The 17,838-nt window shown below is 71.8% G+C and carries 16 protein-coding genes; 13 read left to right on the top strand and 3 right to left on the bottom strand.

The genetic code is table 11. From position 1 onward, the window contains the following. Positions 1–9: 9 nt before the first annotated feature. The 13 genes from ACFYXC_RS22620 to ACFYXC_RS22560 all read left to right on the top strand — a co-directional run bounded on the left by ACFYXC_RS22620 (position 10) and on the right by ACFYXC_RS22560 (position 15,311). Positions 10–621 carry a TIGR03086 family metal-binding protein gene (locus tag ACFYXC_RS22620; protein ID WP_389553819.1) on the top strand — a complete coding sequence of 204 codons (612 nt, stop codon included), beginning with the start codon at positions 10–12 and terminating at the stop codon, positions 619–621. A gap of 322 nt (positions 622–943) precedes the next feature. Next, positions 944–1,600, top strand: coding sequence for a GntR family transcriptional regulator (locus ACFYXC_RS22615; RefSeq protein WP_389553818.1), 657 nt, complete (start codon positions 944–946; stop codon positions 1,598–1,600). After that, complete coding sequence (locus ACFYXC_RS22610) at positions 1,597–2,514, top strand: dihydrodipicolinate synthase family protein (RefSeq protein WP_389553817.1); 918 nt, start codon at positions 1,597–1,599, stop codon at positions 2,512–2,514. The genes ACFYXC_RS22615 and ACFYXC_RS22610 overlap by 4 nt, the downstream gene beginning before the upstream one ends. Further along, the gene (gene araD, locus ACFYXC_RS22605; RefSeq protein WP_389553816.1) at positions 2,511–4,283 is read left to right on the top strand and encodes an L-arabinonate dehydratase; all 1,773 of its coding nucleotides are present in this window, start codon (positions 2,511–2,513) and stop codon (positions 4,281–4,283) included. The genes ACFYXC_RS22610 and araD overlap by 4 nt, the downstream gene beginning before the upstream one ends. A gap of 161 nt (positions 4,284–4,444) precedes the next feature. Further along, positions 4,445–5,383 (top strand): carbohydrate ABC transporter permease, encoded by a 939-nt coding sequence (locus ACFYXC_RS22600; RefSeq protein ID WP_388915286.1) that lies wholly within the window; start codon positions 4,445–4,447, stop codon positions 5,381–5,383. Further along, complete coding sequence (locus ACFYXC_RS22595) at positions 5,380–6,282, top strand: carbohydrate ABC transporter permease (protein WP_389553815.1); 903 nt, start codon at positions 5,380–5,382, stop codon at positions 6,280–6,282. The genes ACFYXC_RS22600 and ACFYXC_RS22595 overlap by 4 nt, the downstream gene beginning before the upstream one ends. Then, positions 6,279–7,454, top strand: a complete 1,176-nt coding sequence (locus ACFYXC_RS22590; RefSeq protein WP_389553814.1) for a Gfo/Idh/MocA family protein — start codon at positions 6,279–6,281, stop codon at positions 7,452–7,454. The genes ACFYXC_RS22595 and ACFYXC_RS22590 overlap by 4 nt, the downstream gene beginning before the upstream one ends. Next, positions 7,454–8,296 (top strand): PmoA family protein, encoded by an 843-nt coding sequence (locus ACFYXC_RS22585; protein WP_389553813.1) that lies wholly within the window; start codon positions 7,454–7,456, stop codon positions 8,294–8,296. The genes ACFYXC_RS22590 and ACFYXC_RS22585 overlap by 1 nt, the downstream gene beginning before the upstream one ends. Further along, entirely contained in the window at positions 8,293–9,879 is a 1,587-nt protein-coding gene (locus ACFYXC_RS22580) for a family 43 glycosylhydrolase (protein ID WP_389553812.1), read from the top strand. Before ACFYXC_RS22585 ends, ACFYXC_RS22580 begins: the two co-directional genes overlap by 4 nt. A gap of 173 nt (positions 9,880–10,052) precedes the next feature. Beyond that, positions 10,053–11,426 carry an ABC transporter substrate-binding protein gene (locus ACFYXC_RS22575; RefSeq protein WP_389553811.1) on the top strand — a complete coding sequence of 458 codons (1,374 nt, stop codon included), beginning with the start codon at positions 10,053–10,055 and terminating at the stop codon, positions 11,424–11,426. A gap of 234 nt (positions 11,427–11,660) precedes the next feature. Then, a complete protein-coding gene (locus ACFYXC_RS22570; protein WP_389553810.1) occupies positions 11,661–12,989 on the top strand; it encodes a polysaccharide lyase family 1 protein in 1,329 nt (442 codons plus the stop codon). Positions 12,990–12,991: 2 nt separating this feature from the next. Further along, positions 12,992–14,122: a pectinesterase family protein gene (locus ACFYXC_RS22565; protein WP_389553809.1), complete on the top strand. Its 1,131-nt coding sequence runs from the start codon at positions 12,992–12,994 to the stop codon at positions 14,120–14,122. Beyond that, positions 14,106–15,311, top strand: coding sequence for a dienelactone hydrolase family protein (locus ACFYXC_RS22560; protein WP_389553808.1), 1,206 nt, complete (start codon positions 14,106–14,108; stop codon positions 15,309–15,311). Before ACFYXC_RS22565 ends, ACFYXC_RS22560 begins: the two co-directional genes overlap by 17 nt. A gap of 152 nt (positions 15,312–15,463) precedes the next feature. Here the strand turns inward: ACFYXC_RS22560 and ACFYXC_RS22555 are convergent, their stop codons facing one another. The 3 genes from ACFYXC_RS22555 to ACFYXC_RS22545 all read right to left on the bottom strand — a co-directional run bounded on the left by ACFYXC_RS22555 (position 15,464) and on the right by ACFYXC_RS22545 (position 17,744). After that, on the bottom strand, positions 15,464–16,291 hold the full coding sequence (locus ACFYXC_RS22555; RefSeq protein WP_389553807.1) for a pectate lyase: 828 nt from the start codon (positions 16,289–16,291) through the stop codon (positions 15,464–15,466). An 89-nt stretch (positions 16,292–16,380) separates the two neighbouring features. Then, on the bottom strand, positions 16,381–17,154 hold the full coding sequence (locus ACFYXC_RS22550) for a hypothetical protein (RefSeq protein WP_389553806.1): 774 nt from the start codon (positions 17,152–17,154) through the stop codon (positions 16,381–16,383). Next, entirely contained in the window at positions 17,151–17,744 is a 594-nt protein-coding gene (locus tag ACFYXC_RS22545; protein WP_388915324.1) for a SigE family RNA polymerase sigma factor, read from the bottom strand. Before ACFYXC_RS22545 ends, ACFYXC_RS22550 begins: the two co-directional genes overlap by 4 nt. Between the last annotated feature and the right edge of the window lie 94 nt (positions 17,745–17,838).

The raw sequence follows: 17,838 nt of genomic DNA, 5'->3' as shown, positions 1-17,838 counted from the left end.
GAACCGAGCATGAGTGACGGCGGGACCACCCCCACCACCCTCGACCTGGGGCCGCAGGCCCTGATCGTGGCACGTGTCGCGGACGGGGTGCGCGAGGACCAGCTGGAGGCCGCGACCCCGTGTCCGCAGTACGCGGTACGCCATCTGATCGGGCACCTGGTCGGTCTCGCGGAGGCGTTCCGGGACGCCGGCCGCAAGGAGCTCGGGGCCTCGACGGACAGCGCCCCCACGTCCCGGCTGCCGGACCTGACCCCCGGCTGGCGTGCCGCGCTGCCCAGGACGCTCGTCGAGCTGGCCGAGGCGTGGCGTGATCCGGCCGCGTGGACGGGGGAGACCCGGGCGGGCGGTGTGGACCTGCCGGGCGAGGTGGCCGGCGTCGTCGCCGCCGACGAACTGGTCGTGCACGGCTGGGATCTGGCCCGGGCGACGGGACAGGAGTACACCGCCGACGAGGCGGCCCTGCGGGCGGCGTACGAGATGCTGGCCTCGTCCGTCGACGACCCGGCACGCGGCAGCATCTTCGGCCCGGTGGTGCCGGTGCCGCAGGACGCGCCCCTGCTGGACCGGGTGATCGGGCTGAGCGGACGGGACCCGCGATGGGGGAGCGCCGGGCCTCGCTGAGGGACTCGGGGCCAACGGCCTGCTGACGGCCCGCTGACGGCCCGCCGGGCTCCGGCGGGCCGTTCTCCGTGCCCCGGTGACGGGACCGCATCGCGAAGGCGAACAGGTCTGTCCTCGGAGCGCGAAGGTGACGTCAGCAACGTCCGGGCCGCGGGCCGCCGGACGGCGACGGCAACTTCTTTCGTCGGAAGCATTGACGAAACACAGAGGCACTCCTAGCTTCGTCGCGTCGTACTTCGTACGTCATATATGAGACGCGATACGCGAGATCAGATACGCGAGCCCTCGATCCCTGCGGGCCGCGTACCACCGAGAGGCGAGCATGACCTCTGTGCCCACGCCGATCCCCTCCCGCACGCAGTTCGTGCTGGAAGGGATCAAACACCGCATCCTCACCGGGCAGCTGACCCCAGGACAGGCCCTGGTCGAGACCGAACTCGCCGCACAGTTCGGGGTGTCCAAGACCCCGGTGCGCGAGGCGCTCAAGACCCTGGCCGGCACCGGGCTCGTCGTGATGAACCAGTACAAGGGCGTCACGGTGCGCATGGTGGACGCGGACATGGCGCGCGAGGTGTACGACGTGCGGCTGCTCCTCGAACCGGAGGCGCTGCGGCGCTCGGTGCGGCGCGGCTCCTCCCTCGACACGGCGCGCGAGGCGCTCGAACGCGCCGACGCCGCCACCGACACCGCCCAACGGTCCCTCGCCAACCGCGAGTTCCACCGCTCCCTGTACCTCCGCTGCGGCAACCCGCTGCTCGGCCGGATGCTCGACGAGGTCCGCGACCAGGCCGCCCTGGTCTCCGCGGTCGCCTGGGCCGCCAACCCGTCCTGGGAGCGCGAGGCGACCGAGCACCGGGAGATCCTGCGGCTCGCCCTCGACGGGGACGCGGACGGCGCGGCCCGCGCCCTGCACTCGCACATCGCCTCGTTCGTGCAACGGGCCTTCCCCGGGGCCCAGGGAGAGGGTGAGCAGGAATGACCACGACCACGCCCGCGTTCGAGGCGCAGCGGACGGCCCTCGCCGACGTGGTGGCCATCCCCGTGACCCCCTTCGCGGCGGACGGCTCCATCGACCAGGACGTGCACCGCGTCCTGCTGCGCCGGACACTCGACGGCGGTGTCCGCATCGTCACCCCGAACGGCAACACCGGCGAGTTCTACGCCCTCAGCCCCGAGGAGCGGCGGCTCGTCACGGAGCTGACCGTCGACGAGGCGCGCGACCGGGCCACGGTCCTGGTCGGGGTCGGACACGACCTGCCGACCGCCGTCGCCTCCGCCCGCCACGCCCGCGAGCTCGGGGCGCAGATGGTGATGGTCCACCAGCCCGTGCACCCGTACGTCTCGGAGGACGGCTGGGTCGACTATCACCGGGCCGTCGCGGAGGCCGTCCCCGAACTGGGCGTCGTCCCCTACATCCGCAACGCGGTGCTGGCCGGCGCCCGGCTCGCCGACCTGGCCGACGCCTGCCCGAACGTCATCGGCGTGAAGTACGCCGTGCCGGACGCCTCCCGCTTCGCCGCGTTCGCCCGGGACGCCGGGCTCGAACGCTTCGTGTGGGTGGCCGGACTCGCGGAACCGTACGCCCCCTCGTACTTCTCGGCGGGCGCGACGGGCTTCACGTCCGGCCTGGTGAACGTGGCCCCGGCCGTCTCGCTGAACATGATCGAGGCCCTCCGGTCCGGCGACTACGCGGGCGCCATGAAGGTGTGGGAGCAGATCCGCCGCTTCGAGGAACTGCGCGCGGCCAACGGCTCCGCCAACAACGTGACGGTCGTCAAGGAGGCGCTGGCCTCGCTCGGCCTGTGCCGCCGCGACGTCCGTCCGCCGAGCAGGCAGCTCCCCGAGTCCGAACGCGCCGAGGTCGCCGCCATCGTCGCGGGGTGGTCCATATGACCGGCACCGGCCCATCGGCACCGGGCGGGGCCCAGGAGCCGGACGCCGCACGGCAGTTGCGCAGCCACCAGTGGTACGGCAGCGGCGTCTCGTCGGGGCTGCGCTCCTTCAGCCACCGCGCCCGCACCCGTCAGCTCGGCTACCTCCCCGAGGAGCACCTCGGCAAGCCGGTCATCGCGATCCTCAACACCTGGTCGGACATCAACCCCTGCCACGTCCACCTGCGGGACCGCGCCCAGGCGGTCAAGCGGGGCGTGTGGCAGGCCGGCGGCTTCCCGCTGGAGTTCCCGGTGTCGACGCTGAGCGAGACCTTCCAGAAGCCCACCCCGATGCTCTACCGCAACATGCTGGCGATGGAGACCGAGGAACTGCTGAGGTCGTACCCGGTGGACGGGGCCGTCCTGATGGGCGGCTGCGACAAGTCCACGCCCGCGCTGCTCATGGGCGCCGCGTCCGTCGACCTGCCGGCCGTGTTCGTGCCGGCCGGGCCCATGCTGCCCGGCCACTGGCGCAACGAGGTCCTCGGCTCGGGCACCGACATGTGGAAGTACTGGGACGACAGGCGCGCCGGACTCATCGGCGACTGCGAGATGACCGAACTGGAGAGCGGGCTCGCGCGGTCCCCCGGCCACTGCATGACCATGGGAACGGCGTCCACGCTCACCGCGGCCGCCGAGGCGCTCGGGGTCACCGTGCCCGGCGCCTCCAGCATCCCCGCCGTGGACTCGGGGCACGACCGGATGGCCGCGGCCGCCGGGCTCCGGATCGTCGAACTGGTACGCAAGGACCGCAGGCTGTCCGACATCCTCACCCAGGAGGCGTTCGAGGACGCGGTGACGACCGTCCTCGGACTCGGCGGCTCCACCAACGCCGTGATCCACCTCATCGCCATGGCAGGACGTGCCGGGGCCCGGCTCACCCTCGACGACTTCGACCGCATCGCCCGCACGGTGCCGGTCCTGGCGAACGTACGGCCCGGCGGCCGGAAGTACCTCATGGAGGACTTCCACTTCGCCGGCGGACTGCCCGGGTTCCTGTCCCGGATCGGCGACCTGCTGCACCTGGACCGGCCGACCGTCTCGCACGACAGCCTGCGCGAACAGCTCGCCTCCGCGCAGGTGCACGACGACGACGTGATCCGCACCCGGGAGAACCCCGTCGCCGCCGAGGGGGGCGTCGCCGTCCTGCGCGGCAACCTCTGCCCCGACGGCGCGGTCATCAAGCACATCGCCGCCGAACCGCACCTGCTGAAGCACACCGGTCCCGCGGTCGTCTTCGACGACTACCGGACCATGCAGCGCACCATCGACGACCCCGCACTGGGCATCACCGCGGACACCGTGCTGGTGCTGCGCAACGCCGGACCCAAGGGCGGCCCGGGCATGCCCGAGTACGGGATGCTGCCGATCCCCGACCACCTGCTGAAGCAGGGAGTACGGGACATGGTGCGGATCTCCGACGCCCGGATGAGCGGGACGAGTTACGGCACCTGCGTGCTGCACGTGGCACCCGAGTCGTACGTCGGCGGGCCGCTCGCCCTGGTCCGCACCGGCGACACCATCACCCTCGACGTCGAGGCACGCGCCCTGCGACTCAACGTCGACGACGCCGAGCTGGAGCGGCGCCGGGCGCAGTGGACCGCGCCGCCCGAGCGGTACGAGCGGGGCTACGGGGCGCTCTACAACGAACAGATCACGCAGGCCGACACCGGCTGCGACTTCGCCTTCCTGGCCAGGCCGGGCAAGGTGCCGGACCCCTACGCGGGCTGACCCGACCGCACGACGCCGCCTCGGATCTCGCGGTCCGGACTCCGCACACCGTACGTGAAAGCGCTTGCCATCAAGATCGCGCGCCGTACCCGCGCAACTCGAACTGCCGGCTCGACCCGTACCACCGGCTCGACCCGCACACCCGAGAACGGAGAACAGTCATGGCACAAGCCGCAGCCGTGGCGAAGCAGCCCGCGCCACCGAGGCGGCGCCGTGGCTCGGCGACGCCCCGCAGGCTCCCGTATCTGCTGATCGCCCCGGCCGGACTGCTGATGCTGGGCTTCATCGCCTACCCGGTGCTCAGCGTCTTCTACTACAGCCTGCAGGACTACAACCCCACCAAGCCGTGGCGGAACGGCTTCGCGGGCCTCGACAACTTCACGCACGCCTTCACCGAGGACCCGCAGTTCTGGGACACCCTGGTGTTCAGCGGCAAGTGGGTCGTCGTCGAGGTCGGACTGCAGCTGATGTTCGGCCTGGCGCTCGCCCTGATCGTCAACCAGACCTTCGTGGGCCGCTCGCTCGGCCGCGCCCTGGTCTTCTCGCCCTGGGCCGTCTCCGGCGTACTCACCTCGGCGATCTGGGTGCTGCTCTACAACTCCCAGACGGGCATCACCCGTTACCTCGCCGACATGGGCATCGGGGAGTACGGCACCAGCTGGCTGTCCGACACCTCGACGGTCTTCCCGGCGGTGGTGGTCGCGGACCTGTGGCGCGGCGTCCCCTTCTTCGCGATCCTCATCCTCGCCGACCTCCAGTCCGTGTCGAAGGACCTGTACGAGGCCGCCGAGGTCGACGGCGCCAGCCGCTTCCGGCAGTTCGTGCACATCACCCTGCCGCACCTCAAGGACGCGATCATCCTCTCCACGCTGCTGCGCGCGGTGTGGGAGTTCAACAACGTCGACCTGCTCTACACCCTCACCGGCGGCGGACCCGCGGGGGAGACGACGACCCTCCCGCTCTACATCGCCAACACCAGTGTGGACGCGCACAACTTCGGCTACGCCTCGGCCCTGACCACCGTCGCGTTCGTGATTCTGCTCTTCTGCTCGATGGTCTATCTGCGCCTGAGCAAGTTCGGAGTGGGTGGGGACAAGTGATCACCAAGGACATCGGCACCATCGCCCCCGCCACGCCGGCACCGGCGGCCGACGAGCCGCCGCAGCGCCCGGGGAAGGGCAGGCGCGCCTGGGACGAGGCCCCGCGCTGGCAGATCTACCTCCCGCTCGGCGTCTACCTCGTCTTCACGCTCGTCCCCTTCTACTGGATCCTGCTGTTCGCCCTCCGGCCGACCGGCTCGACCTCGCTCGTGCCGTGGCCCATGACCTTCGAGCACTTCGACAAGGTGTGGAACGACCGCAGCTTCGGCACGTACTTCGAGAACAGCGTGTACGTCGGGCTCGCCACGCTCTTCATGACCACGATCGTCGCGCTGGCCGGCGGCTACGCCCTCGCCCGCTTCGACTTCAGGGTCAAGCGCGTCTTCATGCTGGCGCTGCTCTGCTCGCAGTTCGTGCCCGGCGCGCTGCTCCTGGTGCCGCTGTTCCAGATCTTCGCCGAGCTCCAGATGATCAACTCGCTGGGCAGTGTCATCATCGCCGAGACCGTCTTCCAGCTGCCGCTGTCGATGATCCTCATCAGCGGCTTCATCCGCAACGTGCCGTACTCCCTGGAGGAGGCCGCCTGGGTAGACGGCTGCAACCGCTTCACCGGCTTCCGGGTGGTCGTCCTGCCGCTGCTGCGGCCCGGGCTGATCGCGGTCGGCTCCTTCGCCTTCGTGCACTCCTGGAACCACTTCCTGTTCGCCCTGATGTTCCTCAGCAACCAGGAGAAACAGACCATCCCCGTCGGCCTCAACAGCCTGATGAGCGCCGACAGCGTCGACCTGGGCGCGCTCGCCGCCGGCGGCATCATCGCCGCCGTGCCCGTCGTGATCGTCTTCGCCTTCATCCAGAAGTGGCTGATCACGGGCTTCAGCGCCGGGGCGGTGAAGGGATGAGCGACCTCGGGGGCCCCCTTCCCGTCGTCCTCGCGGGCGCCCGCGGCCACGGCCGCTGGCACCTCGGGAACATCCGCCGCCTCCAGGACAAGGGCCTGGTACGCCTCGCGGGCATCTGCGAGCTCACCCCGCTCACCGCAGAGGAGCTGGACGGCTTCGGGGTGCCGGGCGCACCGGGTGGACCGCCCGAGCAGTCCGCCGACTTCGGCGCGCTGCTGGACTCCACCGGCGCCGTGATCGCCGCGATCTGCACGCCGATCCCCACCCACACCGACCTGGCCCTGACGGCCGCCGCACGGGGCGTACACCTCCTGCTGGAAAAGCCCCCGGCTCCGTCGTACGCCGAGTTCCGGCGCATGGCCGACGGGGTCGCGGCGGCCGGAGTGGTCTGCCAGATCGGCTTCCAGTCGCTGGGCTCGCACGCCGTTCCCGCGATCCGTGAGCTGATCGCGCAGGGCGCGATCGGCCGCGTGGACGGCATCGGCGGCGCCGGGGCCTGGGGCCGCGCCGAGTCGTACTACCGCCGGGCGCCCTGGGCCGGGCGGCGCCGGCTGGACGGGGCCGACGTCGTCGACGGCGTCCTGACGAACCCCCTCGCCCACGCCGTGGCCACCGCCCTCGCACTCGACGGCGCCACCCGCGCCGAGGACGTCACCGGCATCGAGACCGAACTGCTGCGCGCCAACGCCATCGAGTCCGACGACACGTCCTGCGTGCGCGTCACCACCACCGGCGGCCGCCGCATCACCGTCGCCGCGACCCTGTGCGCCGAACACCCCGACGAGCCGTACGTCCTGGTGCACGGCACCGGCGGCCGGATCACCTTCTGGTACAAGCAGGACCGCGTCCTCGTCCAGCGCCCGGGACACGGCCCGCAGGAGGCCACGTACGGCAGGACCGACCTGCTGGAGAACCTGGTCGAGCACCTCGGGGGCCGGGCCGCACTGCTGGTCGCCCCGGACACGACGGGCGCCTTCATGAAGATCGTCGAGGCGATCCGGCGGGCACCGGACCCGCTCGTGATGCCCGACCACGCCTGGTACCTCGACACCGGCGAGCACCGGCGGATCGTGCCCGGCGTCGACGGACTCGTCGCGGCCGCGGCCGACACCCTCGCCCTCTACTCCGAGCTGGGTGCCTCCTGGGCGCTCCCGAAAGAGGTGAGCTCCTGATGAGCACCGAATCGCTGGTCCTGCGCGTCGCGGGCCGCCCGGTCGGCCGCTACGTCACCCGGCCCGAGCTGGCCCCCGCGCTGTCCCCGCGTCCCTACCTGCACCCCGTCACCACCCTGGCCGGCACGGCTGTCACCGAACTCAGCCCCGCCGACCACCTCCATCACCTCGGCGTCGGTGTCGCCGTTCCCGACGTCGAGGGGCACAACTTCTGGGGCGGGCGCACGTACGTACGCGACCGGGGTCCGACCGAGCTGGACAACCACGGCGCCCAGCGGCACTCCGCCTTCCAGCTGCGCGACCCCGACGGTTTCGTGGAGGAGCTGCGCTGGGTCGCCGCGGGCGCCGAGCTGCTGCGCGAACGGCGTACGGTCGCGGCGACCGAACTGACCGACACCGCCTGGGCGCTGGACTTCACCTTCTCGCTCACCAACACGACCTCCGCGCCCCTGTCGATCGGCAGCCCGGCGACCAACGGCCGGCCCGGCGCGGCCTACGGCGGCTTCTTCTGGCGGGCCCGCAAGGAGGCCGAGCCGCCCGTCGTGTTCACGGCGGACGCCGAGGGCGAGGAGGCCGCGCACGGGACGAGAGCGGCCTGGCTGGCCCTGGCGGGCGCCGGCTGGACGCTGGTGTTCGCCGGCGCCACGGACCGGACCCGCCGCGACCCGTGGTTCGTGCGCACCAGTGAGTACCCCGGGGTCGGCTCGTCCCTCGCCCACGAGGAACGGCTCCCGGTTTCGGCCGGCGAGACCTTCGTACGCCGGGTCGTCACCGTGGTCGCCGACGGACGCCTCGACCGGGACGGGGCGGCGACCCTCGTCCGCAAGGCGGTGAGCCCGTGAGCGGCCAGGACACCCCCCTGTTCACCGCCGACCTCGGCGACGGCACCTACCGCAACCCGGTCCTGGACGCCGACTGGTCCGACCCCGACCTGCTGCGCGTCGGCGACGACTACTACCTGACCGCGTCCAGCTTCGGCCGGGCGCCGGGCCTGCCGCTGCTGCACTCCCGCGACCTGGTCAACTGGACCCTCGTCGGCCACGCCCTGCAACGCCTGGAACCCGCCGACGCGTTCGCCCTGCCGCGGCACGACTGTGGAGTCTGGGCACCTTCGCTACGGCACCACGACGACCGGTTCTGGATCTTCTGGGGCGACCCCGACCACGGCGTCTTCCAGGTCAACGCCCCCGGTGTACGCGGCCCCTGGAGCCGCCCGCACCTCGTCAAGGCCGGCAAGGGGCTCATCGACGCCTGCCCCCTGTGGGACGAGGAGAGCGGCGAGGCGTACCTCGTGCACGGCTGGGCGAAGTCCCGCTCCGGCATCAAGAACCGCCTCACCGGCCACCGGATGCGGCCCGACGCCACCGGTCTGCTCGACGACGGCAAGCTGATCGTGGACGGCGACCGCATCCCCGGCTGGTTCACGCTGGAGGGGCCGAAGCTGTACCGGCACGACGGCTGGTTCTGGATCTTCGCCCCCGCGGGCGGCGTCGAGACCGGCTGGCAGGGCGCCTTCCGCTCCCGCGGATTCTTCGGGCCGTACGAGGAGAGGGTCGTCCTGGAGCAGGGCGGCACCGACGTCAACGGCCCCCACCAGGGCGGCTGGGTGAGCACCCCGTCCGGCGAGCACTGGTTCGCGCACTTCCAGCAGAAGGGCGCGTACGGGAGGGTGGTCCACCTCCAGCCGATGCGCTGGGGCAGGGACGGCTGGCCGGTCATCGGCGACGAGGGCACCCCCGTCTCCGTCCACCGCAAGCCGGACCTGCCGCGGCAGCCGCTCTCCGCGCCCGCCACCGACGACGACTTCCCCGGCGGGCGGTTCGGACTGCAGTGGCAGTGGACCGCCAACCCTCCCGCACTGCCGGCTCCGCCCGACCGGGAGGACCCCGGGGCGGGCTGGGCGGTCCGGCACTCCGGTGACGGGCTGCGGCTGACCTGCCTGCGGTCGGCGGACGCGCACGATCTGCGCAGGCTGCCGAGCGTGCTCACCCAGCGGCTGCCCGGGACCCCGTGCACCGTCGAGGTCGAGCTGCGGCTCGACGCCGAGGAGAGCGGCGCGCGGGCCGGACTCGCCGTACTGGGCGACGCGTTCAGCTGGATCGGGCTCGAACGGGGGGCCGACGGGACGGTCCACCTGGTGCACCGGTTCGCCGAGTCGGTGGCCGAGCGGGAACGGGACGCCGCCCATCCGCGGATGGCCCCCGGGGGACGGGTCCGGCTCCGGGCCGAGGCGGGCGCGGGGGCGCGCTGCCGCTTCTCCTACGACCTCGGCGGCGGCTGGGAGTCCTCGGGACAGGTCTTCGCCGCCACCCCCTGGCGCTGGGTCGGCGCCCTGCTCGGCCTCTTCGGGGTCGCGCCGGCCGGCGCGGGACACGCCGGGTCGGCCACGTTCACGCACTTCCGCATCACCGCGCCACCCGTCTGACCGCACGACGTCATCACCGTAGCGAGCCTGTTGGGAGCCGCAATGACGCACTTCCGGAGCAAGCGCTTGCCGAGACCGGGACCGGGACCGGGGCCAGGTCCCGGCCGGGTCCTGGTCACCGTCACCGCCCTGGTGGCCGCACCCTCGTCGGATCCAGGAGAAGAGAGCCGATCATGAAGAGCAGCATTCGCAGGAGCAGTAGCAGAGGAGCGCGCCGCTCCGTCACCGCCGTCGCCGTGGGCGCCGTGCTGGCGCTGACCGCCACCGCCTGCGGTGACGACGGCAGCGGTTCGTCGGGCGACAAGGGCGCCGAGGGCAGCGGCAAGGGCGAGATCACCTTCTGGGACAACAACGGCGGTGTCCGCACCGACATCTGGAAGGAGATCATCGCCGACTTCGAGAAGGCGAACCCGGACATCGACGTCAAGTACGTCCCGATCGCGGCCACCGAGTACCAGTCGAAGGTCGACACCTCCATCCAGGCCAAGGGTCTGCCGGACGTCGGCGGTGTCGGCGCGGCGATGCTCGCGGGCTTCGCCGCGCAGAACGCGCTGGAGCCGCTGGACGACCGCCTCTCCGCGTCCTCCCTGAACGGCAAGCTCAACGAGGACATGGTCAAGTCGCTGAAGGCCGCGGGCGGCGGCGGTGCCGAGGACAGCACGCTGTACTCGGTGCCGACCTCCGCCAACAACGGCGTCCTCTACTACCGCACCGACCTGTTCAAGTCGGCCGGCCTGGACGCGCCGACCACCTGGGACAAGTTCTACGAGGCCGCCGACAAACTCACCGACAAGGACAAGAACGCCTTCGGCTACACCATCCGCGGCGGCGCCGGCTCCATCGCCCAGGCACTCGACGCGATGTACGGGCAGTCCGGCATCACGTCCTTCTGGGACTCGGCCAACGAGAAGACCACGGTCGACGACCCGAAGAACGTGGCGGCCCTGGAGAAGTACGTGGGCCTCTTCAAGAAGGTCACCCCGGCGGCCGACCTCAACAACGACTTCACCAAGATGGTCGCCCAGTGGGACTCCGGCACCATCGGCATGCTCAACCACAACCTGGGCTCCTACCAGGACCACGTGAAGGCGATCGGCGCCGAGAAGTTCCGCGGCATTCCGCAGCCGGTCGGGCCGGGCGGCAAGCGGGTCCAGGTCTCCAACCCCGTCGACGGGCTGGGCATCTTCAAGACCTCCAAGAACAAGGACGCCGCCTGGAAGTTCATCGAGTTCGCCACCGGTAAGGCGCAGAACTCCAAGTTCAACGAGTCCGCGGGCCAGGTGCCGTCGAACAACGACGCCGCGAAGGACGCGTGGGTCTCGGAGGCCGAGCCGACCAAGCTCGCCGCCGAGGCGCTGACCGACGGGTCGACCACGATCGTCCAGCTGCCGTACTACCTGCCCGACTGGAACACCATCTCCAAGACGGACAACGAGCCGGCCTTCCAGAAGGTCCTGAACGGGTCGCTGAGCGCGAAGGACTTCCTGGGCACGCTGGCCGACCAGCTCAACGAGGCGCAGGCGGAGTGGAACGAGCAGAAGGGGTGACGCTCCGCTTGTGACCCGGCCGGTCCCCGCGCCCCTCGGGGCGTGGGGACCGGGTCGCGGGTCGCCCTTCGCCTGGCGGAGGAAGCAGGGTGCGTGCCGCTCGGTGGGGGCTGGTCGCGCAGTTCCCCGCGCCCCTGACGGGGCCGCAGTTCCCCGTGCCCTGACGGGGGCGCAGTTCTCCGTGTCCCCGAGAAGGCTGGACTCTTCTGAGAAGACTGGAAGGAAATGTGCTCCATGCGTACTCGTAGTCGCACATGGCATGCTCATGCCAGAGTTTCCCTTGTCGGATGTACCGCTCTCGTGCTCGGGCTCACCGGGGCCCTCAGCCAGGCCGGCGCGCACGCCCACTCCCGTGATCTCGGGCGGGAGACCCTGCCCGCCGGGGACGGGTGGGGGTCCGAGGGGAGCGGGACCACGGGCGGGGCAGCCGCCACCGCCGCGCAGGTCCACACCGTCACCACCTGGGCCGGGTTCAAGGCCGCGCTGGCGGCCGGCGGGGACGCGCCGAAGATCGTCAAGGTCAAGGGGGTCATCGATCCGGTCGCCGAGGGGTGCGCGTCCTTCGAGGCGCCGGGGTACGACTTCGACGCCTACCTGGAGAAGTACTCGCCGGAGAACTGGGGCCTGGACACGGACCTGTCCGGGGAGCCCGCCGACAGCCCCGAAGGACTGCGTGCCGCCTCCGCCGCCAACCAGGACCGGGCCATCAAGGTGGAGGTCCCCGCCAACACCACCGTCGTAGGCGTCGGCAAGGGCGCCGGGATCAGGGGCGGCAGTCTGCAGATCAAGGGCGTCGACAACGTCATCCTGCGCAACCTCACCATCGAGGCCCCGCTGGACTGCTTCCCGCAGTGGGACCCGACCGACACCGACACCGGTGCCTGGAACTCCGAGTACGACGCGGTCGTGGTGTACGGCTCCACCCATGTGTGGGTGGACCACAACACCCTGACCGACGGCCGCTACCCGGACAGCACCCTGCCGACGTACTTCGGCGAGACCTACCAGCAGCACGACGGCCTGCTCGACATCGTCCGCGGCGCCAATTACGTGACGGTGTCCTGGAACGCGGTCGAGGACCACGCCAAGACCATGCTGATCGGCAACAGCGACGGCGCCGGCGCGACCGACGCGGGCAAGCTCAAGGTCACCCTCCACCACAACCGGTTCGAGGACGTCGGCGAGCGGGCGCCCCGGGTGCGCTTCGGGCAGGTCGACGCGTACAACAACCACTACGTGGTGACCGGGGACCAGCCGTACGGCTACACCTTCGGCATCGGCGCCTCCTCGCAGCTGTACGCCTCCGACAACGCGTTCTCGCTGCCGCCCGGGATCAGCGCGGCCAAGACCCTGAAGAAGTGGAGCGAGGCACCGCTCACCGCCGTCAACAACTACGTCAACGGCAGGAAGACCGACCTCATCGCCGTCCACAACGCGGAGATCCCCGCGGAGACCCTGCAGTCGGGTGCCGGCTGGACGCCCACCCTGCGCACGAAGGTCGACCCGCCGCGTGCCGTGCCGGGCATCGTCGGCGGCCGCGCGGGCGCCGGAAAGGTCCGCTGACCATGGCCCCGCCGACAGCGGCAGGCCCGGGGCGGCGGTCCTTCGTGCTCGCGAGCGCCGGGGCCGCGCTCGCGCTCGGGACCGGCGCACCCGCCCACGCCCGCGGACGTCCCCCCTTCGGGCGGTACGGCTCCCCCGCGGCCCGGCTCGACGGGCGGACCCTGTACGTCCATCCCGGCGGCCTCGGCGACCACAGCACGGTCCAGGCCGCCGTGGACGCCGCGCGGGGAACCGACGGAGGTGGCCACACGCTGGTCATCGCCCCGGGAACGTACCGGGAGACGGTCGCCGTCGGCGCCGACCGTACGGACATGACCTGGCTCGGCGCCTCCGGCGACGCCCGTGACGTGGTGATCGTGTACGACAACGCCGGCGGCACCCCCAAGCCCGGCGGCGGCACCCACGGCACCAGCGGCTCGGCCACCACGACCGTGCAGGCCGACGGGTTCACCGCCCGGGGCATCACCTTCGCCAACGACTGGCTGCGTGCCGACCATCCCGGGATCACCGGGACGCAGGCCGTCGCCATCAAGGTGCAGGGCGACCGGTCGGCGTTCCTCCACTGCCGTTTCCTCGGTCACCAGGACACGCTGTACGCCGACTCCATGGCGCTCGGCGTCTTCGCCCGGCAGTACTTCGCGCACTGCTACGCGGAGGGGGACGTGGACTTCGTGTTCGGGCGGGCGACCGCCGTGTTCGAGCACTGCCACTTCCGCACCCTGCGGCGGACGGACCTCACCGGCGCCCCGTACGGTTTCGTCTTCGCCCCCTCGACCGCGGTCGCCAACCCGCACGGATACCTGGTGACGGGCAGCCGGGTGACGAGTGAGGCGCCGGACGGCCACTACAAGCTGGCCCGGCCCTGGGTGCCGAGCTCCGACCCCACCGCGCGGCCCATGCTGACCGTGCGCGGGACCCGCCTCGGTGCCGGCATCGACGCGGTCGAGCCGTACGGCACCATGTCCTCGGGCCACCCCTGGCAGAGCCAGCGGTTCGCCGAGTACCGCAACAGCGGGCCGGGTGCCGAGATCGTCGTCCCCGCCAACCGGCCCCAGCTCACCCGGGCCGAAGCCGCCTCGCACCACCGCGGGACGTATCTGGGCGACTGGAGGCCGTATGAGCGGCGATTCTGAACAGGCGCCACTGGCGCGGCGGGCGTTCGTCGCGGGCGCGGGGGCCGCGATCCTCGGCGCGGCGGGAGCCGGGGCACCGGCAGCGCACGCGGCCGCGGCCGCCGGTGTCGTGGAGGGCGGTCTGCCCGGCTTTCACCCGCTCCTCAAGGAGGAGCTGCGCTTCCCGCTCGCCTGGGGCAGCTCACCGGTCCGGGACTTCCGGACCTGGCGGCGGACGGCCCGCTCGAAGGTCGAGCAGCACCTGTTCGTCGAGCGGGACAGCACCCCGTACGACCCCTCGTACGACGGAGGGGGCCGGACCGGGGCCGGCGGATACACGCGGGAGACGGTGACGCTCTCCCTCACGCGGTACGAGCGGGTCCGCGGTGCCCTGCTCACCCCGCACGGCACCGGACCGTTCCCCGCCGTCCTCCTCCTCCACGACCACGGCTCCAGGTTCGACATCGGGAAGGAGAAACTGGTCCGGCCCTGGACCGACGACGCCCGGCTGGCCTCCGCGCAGGCATGGGCGGACCGCTGCTTCGGCGGACGGTTCGTCGGTGACGAGCTGGCCCGGCGCGGATACGTGGTCCTCGCCCTGGACGCGCTCGGCTGGGGCGACCGCGGTCCGATCACGTACGAGCAGCAGCAGGCCCTGGCGAGCAACCTCCTCAACCTCGGTTCGTCGCTCGCCGGGCTGATGGCACGCGAGGACGTGCGTGCCGCCCGCTTCCTGGCCGGCCTCGACCGGGTGGACCGGCGCCGGGTCGCGGCCCTCGGCTTCTCCATGGGCGCCTTCCGCGCCTGGCAGACGGCCGCCCTCAGCGACGACGTCGCGGCGGCGGCGAGCGTGTGCTGGATGACCGGGCTGAAGGAGGTCATGGTGCCCGGCAACAACATCCTGCGCGGCCAGTCGGCCTTCCACATGCTCCATCCCGGGCTCGCCCGGCACCTCGACTTCCCGGACGTCGCGAGCATCGCCGCACCCAGGCCGATGCTCTTCTTCCACGGCGCCCAGGACACCCTGTTCCCCGCGGAGGGGGTCCGGGTCGCGTACGAGAAGCTGCGTGCCGTCTGGCGCGCGCGGCACGCCGAGGAGCGGCTGCACACCAAGGTCTGGCCCGAACTGGGACACGTGTTCACGGTGGCCCAGCAGGACGAGGTCTTCGCCTGGCTCGACTCCGCCGTCGGGGCCGGCGCACCGGCCTGACCACCGCGGCCGGTGGTCCTGCCCCGTCGGCGTCCGGCCGAGCGGTCCCGGACGCGAACGCCCCCCGCCGGTCGTCACCGGCGAGGGGCGTTCCTCTGACTGGCCGAGGGGGGCTCGGACCAGCAGATCCTGTGCAGCCGGGGGGTCGGCTGTCACCGGTACGTGATGTCAGATGCCGTGTAGTCGCAGGAGGTTCCGTCCGGACCCGAACCGTTCGTCGTCGGTTCCGCTCCGGTGTCGTTGCCGATGTACTTCTGGCACGGCACGATCTTCTTGCCGCTGTCGCCGATGAGCGTGATGTTCCGCAGGGTCGCGGTGTCCCCGTAGTTGGTGTTGATGCCGACCAGCCGTGAGCCGGGCGCCGTCACCTCGACGGTGTCGAAGACCGAGGTGCGCTTGTACTGCGTCGAGCAGTTGCCGCAGGAGCGGTACAGGGTCTTGAAGTCCTCGGCCGCGAACTTCGAGACGACGAGCCTGCCGCCGCCGTTGTGCTGGAAGACCTTGTCCGCGGCCTTCTTCGCCCCGCCGCCGGTCACGGTGTAGACGGCGGAGTTGCCGCCCCGGAAGGTCGCCGCGTCCTCACCGACGTCCTCCCACCAGACGTTCTGCAAGGTACAGGTGCCCAGACAGTGGATGCCGTCGGCGCCGGGTCTGCCGATGACGACGTTCTTCAGCGTCGCTCCGTCGGCGAGCCGGAAGAGCGGGTCCTGGCCCTCCTCCTGGCCGTCACCGGCCAGCTCCCCACTGCCGTAGTAGCGCTTCAGGCCCCCGTCCCGGGTGCCCGAGACGGCGATCGTGGCCGAGACGGGCTCGCTGCCGTTGGCGGTCGGCCAGGTGGTGGCGGCGCCGGCCGTCGACATCATCGTGCTGGTGAGGATCGCGGCTCCCGTCAGGGCCAGCGCGGACGCGCCACCGACCGCGGCACGCCTCCGGCCGGCCCTACGTCGGTGACGTGCACGGTGGTGCGGACGTGAGGTCATGTCCCGGTTCCTTCGGGTGGGGAGAAGACGTTGCGTCCTCCGGTCGCCACCGGGGCGGCGGAGGTTGCCGCGCGACGGATCTTTTCTCCCTACGAGTCGTCGCCTGCGGACGCGCCGCGTGCGAAGTCGCCCCCCACGGCGAGCTCTTCGCCCCCGGCGCGGCCGGTGGCCGCGTACGTGTCGTCCCCGGCGTCGCGGCCCCCGCGGTCGTGGTCGTACTGACCGGCGAACACCCACTCGCCCGGCCACACCGTACGGCCCGGCCTGAGCACCCAGGTGTAGACGAGGAAGCCGTCCTTCTCGCCGACGGTGACCGTGAAGTCGTCCTCCGGCGCGGAGCGCCAGGCACCGGTCGAGGTGACCCCACCGGTCTGCCTGACCTTCAACACCACGGTCAGCGCCGTGAGTTGCCTGCTGTTCCGCACGGTCACATTGCTCTGTGCCCAGAACTCGTTGCTGTGCGGGTCGACGGATCCGTCCGACCGCAACGCGCCGTCCTCCGGCCGTGCGGTGGGGGACCCGGCCGGCTCGGGCGGGAGCGGGGCGCGGCTCGGCGCCTCCGCCGTCGTCCCCGGCGCGGGATCGGGGCCGGGTGTGACCGCCACCGTCCGGTCGGCCGGCTGCTCGCTCTCCAGGGCCGAGGTGACGGCGTAGCCGCCCGCCGCGAGCACGCCCGCCACCGCGGCCGTGGCACCCGCCACACGGAACCAGCCGAGCGCGGAGGGTCCCGGCACGGGACGCCCCGCCGCCTCCCCGCCCGCCATGCCGCGTTCGACGCGGGCCAGGATGCGCGCGCGGTCGGGCTCGTACGCCTCGGCCGAGTCCCGCAGCCGGGCGCGCAGTTCGTCGTGCACGTCCTTCATCGCCCCCGCCCTCCGGTCTCCCCGGTCCCTGCGGCCTCCCCATGGCCGCCGGCACGCAGCGCCGCCGCGTGCATCCTGCGGGGAGCCCCCTCGGCGCCCAGCAGCCGCTGCAGTTCGGCCATCCCCTTCGACGTCTGGCTCTTGACGGTACCCACCGAGACACCGAGGGCGAGTGCCGTCTCCTTCTCGGAGAGGTCGAAGGAGTGGCGCAGCACCACGCACGCCCGCTTGCGGAACGGCAGTCTGCGCAGGGCCTCCTGGACATCCACCATGCCGGGCACGTCGGGGTTCTCGGTCCTGTCCTCGCGCTGCGACCAGAAGAGCGTGATCCGTCTGCGCTCGCGCACCGCGCTGCGGATCCGGCTGCGGGCCATGTTGGCGACCACACCGCGCGCGTACGCCACCGGGTGGTCCGCCGCGCGTACCCGGTCCCAGCGGTGCCACAGCGCGAGCAGGGCGTCCGCCGCGAGATCGTCGGCCGCGTCCGGCTCACCGGTCAGCAGATGCGCCAGGCGGGCCAGTTCGGCGTAGTGCCGCTCGAAGAAGTCATGGAACTCCACGGAGGCGGCGTCGTCGACGACAGTGCCCACGGGCGACCTCTCCCTTTCGGTTCCTGAGCGTTCGTATGGCAGGTCGAACCGCAATCCGTAACACGGGGAAAACCTGGAACCGGTTCAACGCGGG

It is taken from the genome of Streptomyces sp. NPDC002701 (assembly GCF_042889045.1).
GTDB lineage: Bacteria > Actinomycetota > Actinomycetes > Streptomycetales > Streptomycetaceae > Streptomyces.
This window is presented reverse-complemented; position numbering and strand designations above follow the sequence as displayed.

Bases quoted from the DNA above. Each gene is read 5' to 3' on its own strand.
- ACFYXC_RS22590 (WP_389553814.1), top strand. From the start codon at position 6,279: ATGAGCGACCTCGGGGGCCCCCTTCCCGTCGTCCTCGCGGGCGCCCGC.
- ACFYXC_RS22565 (WP_389553809.1), top strand. From the start codon at position 12,992: ATGGCCCCGCCGACAGCGGCAGGCCCGGGGCGGCGGTCCTTCGTGCTC.
- ACFYXC_RS22615 (WP_389553818.1), top strand. From the start codon at position 944: ATGACCTCTGTGCCCACGCCGATCCCCTCCCGCACGCAGTTCGTGCTG.
- ACFYXC_RS22600 (WP_388915286.1), top strand. From the start codon at position 4,445: ATGGCACAAGCCGCAGCCGTGGCGAAGCAGCCCGCGCCACCGAGGCGG.
- ACFYXC_RS22620 (WP_389553819.1), top strand. From the start codon at position 10: ATGAGTGACGGCGGGACCACCCCCACCACCCTCGACCTGGGGCCGCAG.
- ACFYXC_RS22610 (WP_389553817.1), top strand. From the start codon at position 1,597: ATGACCACGACCACGCCCGCGTTCGAGGCGCAGCGGACGGCCCTCGCC.
- ACFYXC_RS22585 (WP_389553813.1), top strand. From the start codon at position 7,454: ATGAGCACCGAATCGCTGGTCCTGCGCGTCGCGGGCCGCCCGGTCGGC.
- ACFYXC_RS22570 (WP_389553810.1), top strand. From the start codon at position 11,661: ATGCGTACTCGTAGTCGCACATGGCATGCTCATGCCAGAGTTTCCCTT.
- ACFYXC_RS22575 (WP_389553811.1), top strand. From the start codon at position 10,053: ATGAAGAGCAGCATTCGCAGGAGCAGTAGCAGAGGAGCGCGCCGCTCC.
- ACFYXC_RS22560 (WP_389553808.1), top strand. From the start codon at position 14,106: ATGAGCGGCGATTCTGAACAGGCGCCACTGGCGCGGCGGGCGTTCGTC.
- araD (WP_389553816.1), top strand. From the start codon at position 2,511: ATGACCGGCACCGGCCCATCGGCACCGGGCGGGGCCCAGGAGCCGGAC.
- ACFYXC_RS22550 (WP_389553806.1), bottom strand. From the start codon at position 17,154: ATGAAGGACGTGCACGACGAACTGCGCGCCCGGCTGCGGGACTCGGCC.
- ACFYXC_RS22555 (WP_389553807.1), bottom strand. From the start codon at position 16,291: ATGACCTCACGTCCGCACCACCGTGCACGTCACCGACGTAGGGCCGGC.